Source organism: Pseudomonas sp. HR96, assembly GCF_034059295.1.
Classification (GTDB): Bacteria; Pseudomonadota; Gammaproteobacteria; order Pseudomonadales; family Pseudomonadaceae; genus Aquipseudomonas.
Window position 1 is genome coordinate 5,258,559 of record NZ_CP139141.1, and the last position, 12,120, is coordinate 5,270,678.

Sequence of the window (12,120 nt, forward strand, 5' to 3'; positions counted from 1 at the left end):
CGCGTGGGGGCGTTACCCCCTCCCGCACCACGAATCAGAAGCTGCGTTGCCCCAGCAGATACAACACGCCATCGAGCCCCAGAGTCGAAATCGCCTGATTGGCCGAGGCCTTGACCAGCGGCTTGGCGCGAAACGCCACGCCCAGCCCGGCCAGCGCCAGCATCGGCAGGTCGTTGGCACCGTCGCCCACGGCGATGGTCTGCTCCAGCGTCAGGCCTTCCTTTTCAGCCAACTCGCGCAGCAGGTCAGCCTTGCGCTGGGCGTCGACGATCGGCTCCACGGCAACGCCGGTGCATTGGCCGTCGACCACTTCCAGTTCGTTGGCGAATACATAGTCGATGCCCAGCCTGGCCTGCACCTGGCGAGCGAAGTAGGTAAAGCCACCGGAAAGGATGGCGGTCTTGTAGCCAAGGCGCTTGAGCTCGGCGAACAACACTTCGGCACCCTCGGTCAGTTGCAGCGACGCGCCGATGGCATCCAGCACGCTGACATCCAGGCCCTTGAGCAAGGCCAGGCGCTCCTTGAAACTGGCGCGAAAATCCAACTCGCCGCGCATCGCCCGCTCGGTGATCGCCGAAACCAGCTCGCCGATGCCGTGGGCCTTGGCGAGTTCGTCGATGACTTCGGCCTGGATCAGGGTGGAATCCATGTCGAACACGGCCAGGCGCCGATGGGTGCGGTACAGCGAGTCTTCCTGCCAGGCGATGTCGATGTCCAGCTCCTGGGCGGCCTGGAGAAACTCGGCGCGCAGGGCTCGCGGCTCACTGACCTGCCCGCGCAGGGCGATTTCCAAACAGGCCTTGCCCAGCGGCGCAGCGCCGGGGCCAGCGGCCGGCACCGGTGCCGACAGACGGTCGATACTCTCGATCTGCAGGCCATGGCTGTCAGTGATCGAGGTCACCCGGCGCACCTGGGCGGCGGTGACCTGGCGGCTGAGCAGGCTGACAATCGGCCGAGGCGCGCGCTGGCTGTCGGCCCAGGCCTGGTAGTCGGCCGCCGACAGCAGGGTGAATTGCGCCAGCAATTCCAGGTGGCGCACGGCTGACTGCACTTCTTCCATGAACGCCGCGCGGTTGGCGGCCTCCACCTCGGCGACCACGGCCAGGGTCTGGGCGCCATGCAGCAAGCGCTGCTGAATATCCAGCAAGGTGGCGTCGACATTGGCCATGACGCCAGTCAGCAGTGCGGTCAGGCCGGAGCGCTGCGCGCCGGTGACGTTGATCAGGACGATTTCGCGCAAGGCGCACCCCCAGGTTGGAAAAAGAGCGCATTCTACCTGCTTTGCGCGATGTATCGGCACGTACAAAAAGCCAAGGCTTACCCGAGACAGAATCGCGCGGCCATCGTTATACTGCGCCCCAACTCCACGGACAGAAGAGCCGAGCTCAGTGAACCGGCCCACGCCAGTCAAAAATGACAACTTTTTCCTGCTGATCTTTCGTGCACTGCGCCATCGCCGCGTGCCGATCGCATTACGCGTCGCCTTTCACAACATCTTCCTGGTCGCCCTGGCGCTGGTGATCTACGCCGCGGTGATGAGCCTGCAGTTCCGCCAGGCCATGCACGAGCAGGCCGATGCGCTGGGCCAGAGCCTGACCACGCAGACGGCGATGTCCGCCACCGAGCTGCTGGTGGCCAACGACATCCTCAGCCTCAACGTGCTGCTCAACAACCTGGTGAAGAACCCGCTGGTAGCGCATGCGGCCATCTACAGTGCCGACAACCGGATCATCGCCGAGGCTGGGCAGCGCCCGAAAAACGGGTTGCTGGGCCCGGCCGAGGGGCTCTACGAAACCAGAATCAGCTTCCAGGACGTTACGGCCGGCAACCTGCGCATCAGCCTGGACATGAACCAGTTCCAGCAACCGCTGATGCTCAGCCTGCAAAGCATGGCGATTCTGGGCGGCATCCTGTTGGCCCTGGCGCTGGCCCTGAGCCTGCGCATGGGTCGCCACCTGACCACGCCACTGATGCAGCTGCGCGTCTGGCTGCGCGCTCCGGACTTCTACACCCCCGGCGTGCAACGCCAGGACGAGATCGGCGACCTGGCTCGCCAGCTGCACGCCAACCTCGCGCCGCCTGAGCCTGAACCAGAGCCAGAACCCGAGCCGCAAGCCGAAGAAGAAGTGGCATTCGACGAGCCCGAGCCCGCCGTGCAGGTGCGCCAGGCCCGCGAGCCCGGCTTCGACAAACTGCCGCCGCTGCCTGCCAGGCCGGTGCCACGGCGCATCCAGGCCGAAGAAGACCTCGATGACGACAACGGCGACGATCCCTTCGCCGACCTGCGCGATCACAGCCCGGTGCTGGTCAAGGAGGCCGCGCCAGTGGCCGTTGCCCCAGCGCCCAGACGCAGCAGCCACAGCGCTGTGCTGGCCGTGCAACTGGGTGCTCAGGAGCAACTGCGGCGCCTGCCGCGCCAGCGCCTGACGGAGCTGCTGCAGCGCTACCGCGACTGCCTTGACCAGGCCGCGTCGCTGTACCAGAGCGAACTGCACACCCTCAATGACGGCAGCACGCTGATGCTGTTTCACAGCGAAGACAGCGGCGACGACTACCTGACCAACGCCATCTGCTGCGGCGAGCTGCTGCGCGCCCTGGGGCATGCCCTGCAGATCGAAGTCGCCGACAGCGGCATCACCCTGCAACTGCAGCTGGGTTTGGTGTTGAGCGAGGAAGTGTTCGGCCTCAGCCAGCTCGACCTGCTGCTGACCGAGAGCGCCCAGGATGCCCTGGCGCTGTCGCAGCACAGCCGCAACCTGCTACTGGTGGAGCGGCGCATCGGCGACGATAGCCTGATCCGCCAGCGCGCGCGCATCCGCCCGATCGCCAGCCCCGAAGGCGCCTGCTGCGTCGAACGCCTGCTGGAGCCCTACCCGTCGCTGCTGGAACGCCAGCTGGCGCGGATGCATGAAACGCGGGCTTGATGGGTCTATCGCCAGCTTCGCCGGCTCCTACAATCTGTTTCGACTTGTATCGTAACGAAGCGCAGGAGCGCGCGAAGCCCGCGATCGGGCTGCGCGGGCAGCCGGTAGGCGATGCGAAGGCGAACATCAAGAGTGGCCTTCTACCTAGAACCGGAAGATCTCCATCTCGGTGCGCACTGGCGCCGCGATCGGCATCTTCGGCCTTTCCATGGCTTCCTTCGGCACCTTTGGCGCCTTCTTCTCGTCCGCCAGTGCGGGCTGGTTGGCCAATGGCTTGAGCGCCACGCTCAACTGCTCGGCCAGGCGCTGCAACAACAGGCCTTGCGCCTTGACCTGCGCCGCCGTGCCCCCCAGGTGCTTCTGCTCCAGATGGACGATGCGGTTGTCGCGCACCTGACCTCGACGGTCGAGCACGCGCCATTGCGCATCCAGCACCGCAGGCAGGTTGTCGCCGGAGTCCAGGCGGGTGATCGACAACTGGACCTGCACATCCGGCGTACTGGCCGACGGCGTCGGCGCCAGGGAAACCCGCGAGCTGTCCAGGCGCCAGGCCAGCTGGCGCAGCAGCAGCTGATCGATATCGGCCGACAGGCTGCCGGCCCAGCGACCGTCGCTGGCAGCGCGCAGGCTGCCGTCCGGCTGGCGCTGCAGCAAGGTGTCGTGCTGCAGATAATCAGCGATGGCCACCGGCCCGAGCAGCACCGACATGCCGCTGGACGCCCTGGGCTGCCCCGGGTTGCCGCTGTCGAGCTGATACAGCGCAACCGGCGCGTGCCCGGCGCACCCGGCCAGAGCCAGGGCGCCGGTCAACAATAAAGCGGGAAGGCGCAAAAAAGTCATGATTCCATCCAGGCGGCCGCTCCATGGCTTGCCGCAGTGATACTCAACAAATCCGACGAGACATTACACACCCTGGCCAGGTTTTTCTACCGCCAGGGCATCGACGAGCAACGCATCCACCCGCTGAAAACCGCGCGGCAGCTTGTTGCCACGCCGGCCTCGTTCGCCCTTGTAATGCTCGAGGTCATCGGCCTTCAGCGACAATGTACGCTTGCCCGCTTGCAATACAAGGGTGGCGCCCTCGCCAATCACCGCCAGATCCGTGACGTACTCCTCACGGCTGAGCACTCGTTCACCGGGAACGCCGATAATCTTGTTGCCCTTGCCCTTGCTCAGCTGCGGCAGGTCGGCGACCTTGAAAATCAACAGGCGTCCTTCGGTGGTCACCGCCGCCAGCCAACTGCTGTCCAGATTGGCCACCGGCCGCGGTGCCAGCACCTTCGCGCCGTTGGGCAGGCTGAGCAGGGCCTTGCCAGCCTTGTTCTTGGCCTGCAGGTCTTCACCCTTGACCACGAAGCCATAGCCGGCATCCGACGCGATCACGTACAACGCCTGGTCATCGGGCAGCAGCACGCATTCGAAGCTGGCGCCCGGCGGTGGGGTCAGGCGGCCAGTCAGCGGCTCGCCCTGGCCACGGGCAGACGGCAGGGTGTGGGCAGCCACCGAATAGCTGCGCCCGGTAGAGTCGATGAACACGGCAAACTGGTTGGAGCGGCCAATCGCCGAGGTCTTGAAGCCATCGCCAGCCTTGTACGACAGCCCGGTCGCATCGATATCGTGCCCTTTGGCGCAGCGTACCCAACCTTTTTCCGACATGACCACGGTGACCGGCTCGGTCGGCATCAATTCGTTTTCCGACAGGGCGCGCGCCTCGCTGCGCTGCACGATCGGCGAACGGCGGTCGTCGCCGTAGGTCTCGGCGTCCTTGATCAGTTCGCTGCGCACCAGCTTGCGCAGTTTGCTCTCGCTGCCCAGCAGCGCCTGCAACTTGGCCAGTTCCTTGGCCAACTCTTCCTGCTCGCCGCGGATTTTCATTTCCTCGAGCCGCGCCAACTGCCGCAGGCGAGTGTCGAGAATATAGTCGGCCTGAATTTCACTGAGGGCGAAACGCTCGATCAGGCGCGCCTTGGGATGATCCTCGGTGCGGATGATATGGATCACTTCATCGAGGTTGAGAAAGGCGATCAGCAAGCCGTCCAACAGGTGCAGGCGGCGCTCGACCTTGTCCAGGCGGAACTGCAGCCGGCGCTTGACCGTGTGGATGCGGAACTCCAGCCATTCGAGCAGCAAGGCACGCAGGTTTTTCAGCTGCGGGCGACCGTCCAGGCCGATGATGTTGATATTGACCCGGTAGCTGGACTCAAGCTCCGTGGTAGCGAACAGATGCTGCATCAGCTCGTCGTGATCGACCCGGTTGGAGCGCGGGATGATGACGATGCGGCACGGGTGCTCGTGGTCCGACTCGTCGCGCAGGTCGGCGACCATCGGCAGCTTCTTGGCCTGCATCTGCGCGGCGATCTGCTCCAGCACCTTGGCCCCGGAGACCTGATGCGGCAGCGCGGTGACGACGATGTCGCCGTCCTCGACGCGGTACACGGCGCGCATGCGCACCGAGCCCTTGCCGGTCTCGTACATTTTCAGCAGCTCGGCCCGCGGCGTGATGACTTCCGCCTCGGTCGGGTAGTCCGGCCCCTGGATGTGTTCGCAGAGCTGCTCGACCGTGGCCTTGGGCTCGTCGAGCAGGCGCACGCAGGCAGCGGCCACTTCACGCAGGTTGTGCGGCGGCACGTCGGTGGCCATGCCCACGGCGATGCCGGTGGTACCGTTGAGCAGGATGTTGGGCAGGCGCGCCGGCAGCACGGCGGGCTCGTCCAGCGTGCCGTCGAAGTTCGGCACCCAGTCGGCGGTGCCCTGGCCCAGCTCGGTCAGTAGCACCTCTGAGTAACGCGACAGCCGCGCCTCGGTGTAGCGCATGGCGGCGAACGACTTGGGATCGTCCGGCGCCCCCCAGTTGCCCTGGCCGTCGACCAGGGTGTAGCGGTAGCTGAACGGCTGCGCCATCAGCACCATGGCTTCGTAGCAGGCCGAGTCGCCGTGGGGGTGGAATTTACCCAGCACGTCACCCACCGTACGGGCCGACTTCTTGTGCTTGGAGTCGGCGTCCAGGCCCAGCTCGCTCATGGCGTAGACGATGCGCCGCTGCACCGGCTTGAGGCCGTCGCCGATGTGCGGCAGGGCGCGGTCCATGATCACGTACATGGAATAGTTGAGGTAAGCCTGCTCGGTGAAGTCGGCCAGTGACCGACGCTCCACGCCGTCCAGGCTCAGATCAAGGGAGTCGCTCATGGGTACCTCGTCAATTCATGGTTCAGGGCGGCGCACATTGGGCGCCCGCCGTTCGATTCAATAGGTTTCATGGCGCCGTCCAGCCGGCCGCCGGGGCGGCGAAGCGCCAGACGATGGGGCGCAACTCGCCGTCTTCGCGGGGCCGATCGTTGTTGTCGACGCCGAGCCAGGCGCCCTGCTCGTCGATCACCAGCGCCTCGAGCAGCCCGTAGGGCTGGGCGTAGCGTCGGCCAGGGGCGAGCACTGCGTCGGCGAACGACCAGCAGTGTTCGACCTGCGCCGTGACCGCGTCGCGCCGGCAGATCTGGTAGGCGTTGCGCTCCAGCGTATAGAGCTTGCCCTGGTACAGCGCCAGGTCGGAGAAATCATTGGAGATCGCGCGTCCGGCCTGCAACTGCAGCGGCAAGGTCACATGACCACCCTCTGCAAGCAGCACGCAACTGGCGCCGCAGCCCCAGTGCTGGCCGTCACGGCCCAGCGTGATCAAGCCGCGGCGCTCGCGTTCGGCGGCCAGCCACAGACGATTGCCGGCGGGATCGATGGCAATGCCCTCGAAGATGGCATTGAAGTGCGCCAGCAAGCCACGCGAACGCGCCTCGCGGACCATCGCCGGATCGATGTCCAGCCACTGCGGCGCACCCTGCACCGGGACCTTCAGCACGCTGGCAAAACCTTCGCTGACCACGTAGCGATTGCCCGCCGCATCGCAGGTGATGCCTTCGAAGTCGAGCAGCCCCGCACGCACCAGCTTGCTTGCCTTGACCTCCATGCGCACCCGCAGCGACAGCCCACTGGGCGGCGGCGCAGGCACGGCGATGGCCAGCGGCTGGGCTTGCCAGACCTTGGCCGGCGATGGCTCGAGGCGGTAGATCAGCCCGTCGTCGCGGTCCGATACGGTCCACAAGCCGTCGCCACACTGGGCCAGCCCGGACAGGTTGCCACCCGGCATGCCCTCGACGGCATGCTCGGAGAGCAACTTCAGCTGCTCCACGGGAGCCGCCAGGCTGGGCATGCACAGCAGCGCCAGCACGAGCGGCAGCCATGCCCGCATCAGGTCAGCACCTCGGCCAGGTTGCCCTTGGACTCCAGCCAGGACTTGCGGTCGCCGGCACGTTTCTTCGCCAGCAGCATGTCCATCATCTCCGAGGTACCGGCGAAGTCTTCCAGGGTCAGCTGCACCAGGCGCCGGGTGTTGGGGTCCATGGTGGTTTCGCGCAACTGCGGCGGGTTCATTTCACCCAGGCCCTTGAAGCGCGTGACCTGCGGCTTGCCGCGTTTCTTTTCGGCCACCAGGCGGTCGAGGATGCCGTCGCGCTCGGCCTCGTCCAGGGCATAGAAGATTTCCTTGCCCAGGTCGATGCGGTACAGCGGCGGCATCGCCACGTAGACGTGACCGGCATCCACCAGCGGGCGGAAATGCTGGACGAACAAGGCGCAGAGCAACGTGGCGATGTGCAGGCCGTCGGAGTCGGCGTCGGCGAGGATGCATATCTTGCCGTAGCGCAGCCCGCTCATGTCCAGGGCGCCGGGGTCGACACCAATGGCCACGGCGATGTTGTGCACTTCCTGACTGGCCAGTACTTCGCTGCCGTCGACTTCCCAGGTGTTGAGGATCTTGCCGCGCAGCGGCAGGATCGCCTGGAACTCCTTGTCACGCGCCTGCTTGGCCGAGCCGCCGGCGGAGTCGCCTTCGACCAGGAACAGCTCGGAGCGCATCGGGTCCTGCCCGGCGCAGTCGGCCAGCTTGCCAGGCAGCGCCGGGCCTTGGGTGATGCGCTTGCGCTCGACCTTCTTGCTCGCCTTGAGCCGGCGCCCGGCATTGCTGATGGCCAGCTCGGCGAGTTGCAGGCCCAGCTCCGGGTGGGCATTGAGCCACAGGCTGAAAGCGTCCTTGACCACCCCGGAGACGAACGCCGCCGCCTCGCGGGACGACAGCCGCTCCTTGGTCTGCCCGGAGAACTGCGCGTCCTGCATCTTCATCGAGAGGACGAAGGCGATGCGCTCCCAGATGTCTTCAGGCGCCAGCTTCAAGCCACGTGGCAGCAGGCTGCGGAATTCGCAGAACTCGCGCATGGCATCCAGCAGGCCTTGGCGCAGGCCGTTGACGTGGGTGCCGCCCTGGGCGGTGGGGATCAGGTTGACGTAGCTTTCCTGCACGCTGTCGCCGCCCTCCGGCAACCATAGCAAGGCCCAGTCGACCGCCTCCTTGTTACCGGCCAGGCTGCCGCAGAACGGCTCGTCGGGCAGGCGGGCGAATTCGGTCACGGCGTCGACCAGGTAGGAGCGCAGGCCGTCTTCGTAGTGCCACTCGACCTTCTCGCCGGTGCCTTTGTCTTCGAAACTGACCAGCAGCCCCGGGCACAGCACGGCCTTGGCCTTGAGCACGTGCTTGAGGCGGCTGACGGAAAATTTCGGCGAATCGAAATACTTCGGGTCCGGCGCGAAATACACGCTGGTGCCGGTGTTGCGCTTGCCCACGGTGCCGACCACTTCCAGGTCGGTGGCCTTGAAGCCGTCGGCGAAGGTCATCTGGTATTCGTTGCCGTCGCGCTTGACCCGCACCCGCACCTGGTTGGACAGGGCATTGACCACCGAAATGCCGACGCCGTGCAGGCCGCCGGAAAATTGGTAGTTCTTGTTGGAGAACTTGCCGCCGGCGTGCAATTTGGTAAGGATCAGCTCGACACCTGACACACCTTCTTCGGGGTGAATGTCCACGGGCATGCCGCGACCGTCGTCGGCGACTTCCAGCGAGTGGTCGGCGTGCAGGATGACCTGAATGGATTTCGCGTGCCCGGCCAGCGCTTCGTCGACACTGTTGTCGATGACTTCCTGGGCCAGGTGGTTGGGCCGGCTGGTGTCGGTGTACATGCCCGGGCGTTTGCGCACCGGGTCGAGGCCCGAGAGGACTTCGATGGCGTCTGCGTTATAAGAGCTAGCGCTGGGATTGGCCATGGGGTCTCGTCGTCAGTCGTTCGTTGAAAATAGAAAAGAGTGCTGCTCGGTGCTGATGCCGGCGCAGGCGAACAGCGCCGGCAACCGTTCGGCGAAGCCCTGGAAGCCGTGATCGCCGCCAGCCTGGATGCGCAGCGCGCAGCCTCGGTAGAAGCGTTCGGCATGACGGTAGTCGAGAGTTTCGTCGGCGGTCTGCAGCCACACCTGGTAGCGCTGCGGATCATTGGGCGGCGGCACTTCGAGCGCCGCCAGCGCCGTGACGTGATCCAGGGTCAGCTCCCAGGACTCGCCGGTGTAGAGATTCTGCTGGGTCCCCAGGAAGCCGTCGAACAGCCGATGCGGGTTGACCGCTGGGTTGATCAGCAGGGCTTTCAGGCCGTGGCGCTCGGCCAGGTGAGTGGCATAGTAGCCGCCGAGCGAGCTGCCGACCAGCAACGGTTGGCCCAGCTCGGCAATGGCCGCCTCAAGCTGGGCGATCGCTTCACGCGGGTGATGGTGCAGGGCCGGCACACGCAGGCGCTCGGCCAGGCCCATGCGCTGCATCGCTGCACTCAGCTGGGTGGCTTTGGTCGAGGCCGGGGCGCTGTTCAAGCCATGGATATAAAGGATGGAACCCGACACGCGACCGCCTCCTGAGCTTTGGGGACTGCGCAGTTTACAGCGGTTCGGTGGTGATTGGGGGGCACAAATATTTCAAGGTAAGCGCCAATGCACGAATCCGGTCGATGCCCTCGCCAGCTGCGCCGGCTCCTACGCCGCCCTGGGGTGCGCCACATTTTGGCGTAGGAGCCGGCGGAGCTGGCGAGCGATACCACTGCGGCGTGGCGGCGAGCTCGCATCAGGTCGATGCCCCTCGCTACAGCAGCTCAGTACCCGTCAGCCGTGAAATCCGGGGTGAATTGGAAATCACGCACCCGTGACACGCCGGTCTCGATCTGCCCGTCGGGCATCAGGCGCAGCCAGCGATAGCCCGGCGCGAGGTCGTCCAGGGCGAACTGTTCGCTCAACGGCTTGAACTGGATGCAGGTCGAAGGCGTGGCCAGCAGACGGACGCCGCCTTGCTGCTGGTCGTAATCCTGGTGTATGTGGCCCCAGAGCAGCGCCCGTACCTGGGGAAAACGCTCGAGCACCTCGAACAGCGCATGGGGGTTGCGCAAGCCGATAGGCTCCATCCATTTGCAGTCGATGGATACCGGATGGTGGTGCAGGCACACCAGGTGATGGCGCTCGGGCGCCTCGCTCAAGGCCTGCGCCAGCAATTGCAGTTGATCGTCGGCCAGGTAGCCCGGGACCGAGCCCGACACAGACGAGTCGAGCAGCGTGACGCGCCAGTTGCCGATGTCGAGCACCGGTTTCATCAGCTCGCGCCCTGCGGTCACCTCCTGCATCACCAGAGTTTCGTCATGGTTGCCGGCGAACCAGCGTTTGGGGGCGGTGAACACCGAGGTCATTGCCTCGAACGCCGCATAAGACTCGACCGTACCATCCTGCGACAGGTCGCCGGTGGCGAGGATCAGGTCAATATGCGGCTGCTCAGCCTGCACCAGCTCGATGACGCGCTGCAGACTGTCGCGAGTGGCCATGCCCAGCAGCTTGCCGTCCGCTTCGGCGAACAGATGGCTGTCCGTCAGTTGCACCAGCAGCACTGGCAAGTTGGCGGTAGAGGGTGGAGTGTTGGGCAAGGGGAGCTCCTCGGGCTGGTTCAGCGAGGAGTATGGTGCTTGTACGGAAGACCTGCAAACAGCCGGACGCTGGCGGCTCAGACCACCGGATGCATTTCGTGACCGCACTCCAGGCAGTAGTTCAACCACTCGCCCAGGAACAGGTTGAGCTGGGCTTTTTCATCCGGCTGGTGCATGGCGTCGTTCGGGTAGGGATAGACGCTGCGAAAACGCCGCGCATGCTCGGCGCTGACCACCTCGGCCATGCGTGCATCGTGATACACCTGCACCTCCAATTGCGGCACCGGCAGCCAGGGCAGGCTGTGCTCCTGGCGCACGCGCAGGGTGGTGGTGTAGGGGCAGGCCTGGGCCACCTCGAGGCTGAGCACGCCCAGCATCTGGTCGCCCTGGGTCATGCCGATGCGCCGCGAGCGCTGCTGGCCGCGCATGTCGGGCAGCAGCCGCAGCAGGCGCGCATAGTTGGCCTCGCAAGCGGCCTGAAGCCCGACCAGGTCGACCCGGTAGCGTTCACGTAACAGATTCACGTCCACTTCCCCCTGATTTCGTCACGGTTCAAGGCCAGCCACTGCAGGGCGATGATCGCCGAACCGTTGATAATTTTGCCATCGCGCAAGGCTTGCAGCGCCTCGGCGAACGGCCACACCTTGACCCGGATGTCTTCGCCTTCTTCTTCAAGGCCATGCAGGCCACCTACCCCGCGACTGTCGCAACGGCCTACGTACAGATAGACGAATTCGTTGCTGCCCCCCGGCGACGGGAAATAGGCGGTCACCGGCCAAAGGTCGGTGAACACCAGGCCAGCTTCCTCCTCGGCCTCGCGCCGCGCAACTTCTTCGGGCACTTCCTGCTTGTCGATCAGACCGGCGACCACCTCGATCAGCCAGGGATTCTCCACCTTGCCGACCGGGCCGATGCGAAATTGCTCGATCAGCACCACCTCGTCGCGAATCGGATCGTAGGGCAGCGCGCACACGGCATCGTGGCGCACAAACAGTTCGCGGCTGATCTCCTTGCCCAAACCGCCAGCAAACTGCTCGTGGCGCAGGTGCAGGCGGTCGAGCTGGTAGAACCCCTTGAAGCAGTTCTCGCGCTTGACGATCTGAACCTCGCGTGGGGTCGAGCTGTTGCTGTCGGTCATCAGGATCTCCTGCCTTGAAATGATGCGTCTGGGCTCATCCTAACCGCGATGCCAGCGCTTTGCAGCCCCTTTGAAGATTAGCCCTGCGCTGGCAGGATAGGCGGCCTGCGGCAGTTTTTTCGCCGCCGCGACAGATTGCCGGCCGCAGCGAACCGAAGCACCTTTGCACAGTCCAAGCATCACTTTGCGCCCGCACATGGCGCCACGAACCTGACCGACCCTTCTCAAGCAAGGA

At 65.3% G+C, this 12,120-nt stretch carries 9 protein-coding genes and 2 pseudogenes; 1 reads left to right on the forward strand and 10 read right to left on the reverse strand.

Features of this window, described 5'->3' with window-relative positions:
- Positions 1 to 34: 34 nt before the first annotated feature.
- Positions 35 to 1,012: pseudogene (gene serB / locus SFA35_RS23595) on the reverse strand (phosphoserine phosphatase SerB); the annotation flags it as partial.
- Positions 1,013 to 1,069: 57 nt separating this feature from the next.
- A pseudogene (locus SFA35_RS26845) lies at positions 1,070 to 1,402 on the reverse strand (ACT domain-containing protein); the annotation flags it as partial.
- Here SFA35_RS26845 and SFA35_RS23600 point away from each other — a divergent pair.
- On the forward strand, positions 1,389 to 2,924 hold the full coding sequence (locus SFA35_RS23600; protein ID WP_320573250.1) for an AhpA/YtjB family protein: 1,536 nt from the start codon (positions 1,389 to 1,391) through the stop codon (positions 2,922 to 2,924). The pseudogene SFA35_RS26845 and the gene SFA35_RS23600 overlap by 14 nt on opposite strands.
- Positions 2,925 to 3,068: 144 nt before the next feature.
- On the opposite strand, the gene SFA35_RS23605 is transcribed toward SFA35_RS23600, so the two are convergent.
- From SFA35_RS23605 to SFA35_RS23640, 8 genes are all read right to left on the reverse strand, one after another.
- Positions 3,069 to 3,764, reverse strand: coding sequence for a PqiC family protein (locus SFA35_RS23605; RefSeq protein ID WP_320573252.1), 696 nt, complete (start codon positions 3,762 to 3,764; stop codon positions 3,069 to 3,071).
- A 63-nt stretch (positions 3,765 to 3,827) separates the two neighbouring features.
- Positions 3,828 to 6,110, reverse strand: coding sequence for a DNA topoisomerase IV subunit A (gene parC / locus SFA35_RS23610; RefSeq protein ID WP_320573253.1), 2,283 nt, complete (start codon positions 6,108 to 6,110; stop codon positions 3,828 to 3,830).
- 67 nt (positions 6,111 to 6,177) lie between these two features.
- Complete coding sequence (locus tag SFA35_RS23615) at positions 6,178 to 7,161, reverse strand: esterase-like activity of phytase family protein (protein WP_320573254.1); 984 nt, start codon at positions 7,159 to 7,161, stop codon at positions 6,178 to 6,180.
- The gene (gene parE / locus SFA35_RS23620) at positions 7,161 to 9,065 is read right to left on the reverse strand and encodes a DNA topoisomerase IV subunit B (RefSeq protein ID WP_320573255.1); all 1,905 of its coding nucleotides are present in this window, start codon (positions 9,063 to 9,065) and stop codon (positions 7,161 to 7,163) included. Before parE ends, SFA35_RS23615 begins: the two co-directional genes overlap by 1 nt.
- Positions 9,066 to 9,077: 12 nt before the next feature.
- The gene (locus tag SFA35_RS23625) at positions 9,078 to 9,686 is read right to left on the reverse strand and encodes a YqiA/YcfP family alpha/beta fold hydrolase (protein WP_320573257.1); all 609 of its coding nucleotides are present in this window, start codon (positions 9,684 to 9,686) and stop codon (positions 9,078 to 9,080) included.
- Positions 9,687 to 9,931: 245 nt separating this feature from the next.
- On the reverse strand, positions 9,932 to 10,747 hold the full coding sequence (gene cpdA / locus SFA35_RS23630; RefSeq protein ID WP_320573258.1) for a 3',5'-cyclic-AMP phosphodiesterase: 816 nt from the start codon (positions 10,745 to 10,747) through the stop codon (positions 9,932 to 9,934).
- Between the two features lie 77 nt (positions 10,748 to 10,824).
- Positions 10,825 to 11,271, reverse strand: coding sequence for a DUF1249 domain-containing protein (locus SFA35_RS23635; protein WP_414058438.1), 447 nt, complete (start codon positions 11,269 to 11,271; stop codon positions 10,825 to 10,827).
- Positions 11,268 to 11,885, reverse strand: coding sequence for an NUDIX domain-containing protein (locus tag SFA35_RS23640; protein WP_320573260.1), 618 nt, complete (start codon positions 11,883 to 11,885; stop codon positions 11,268 to 11,270). Before SFA35_RS23640 ends, SFA35_RS23635 begins: the two co-directional genes overlap by 4 nt.
- Positions 11,886 to 12,120 lie beyond the last annotated feature (235 nt).

Coding starts and splice junctions, on each gene's coding strand:
- SFA35_RS23605 (WP_320573252.1), bottom strand. CDS start 3,764: ATGACTTTTTTGCGCCTTCCCGCTTTATTGTTGACCGGCGCCCTGGCT.
- parC (WP_320573253.1), bottom strand. CDS start 6,110: ATGAGCGACTCCCTTGATCTGAGCCTGGACGGCGTGGAGCGTCGGTCA.
- SFA35_RS23615 (WP_320573254.1), bottom strand. CDS start 7,161: ATGCGGGCATGGCTGCCGCTCGTGCTGGCGCTGCTGTGCATGCCCAGC.
- parE (WP_320573255.1), bottom strand. CDS start 9,065: ATGGCCAATCCCAGCGCTAGCTCTTATAACGCAGACGCCATCGAAGTC.
- SFA35_RS23640 (WP_320573260.1), bottom strand. CDS start 11,885: ATGACCGACAGCAACAGCTCGACCCCACGCGAGGTTCAGATCGTCAAG.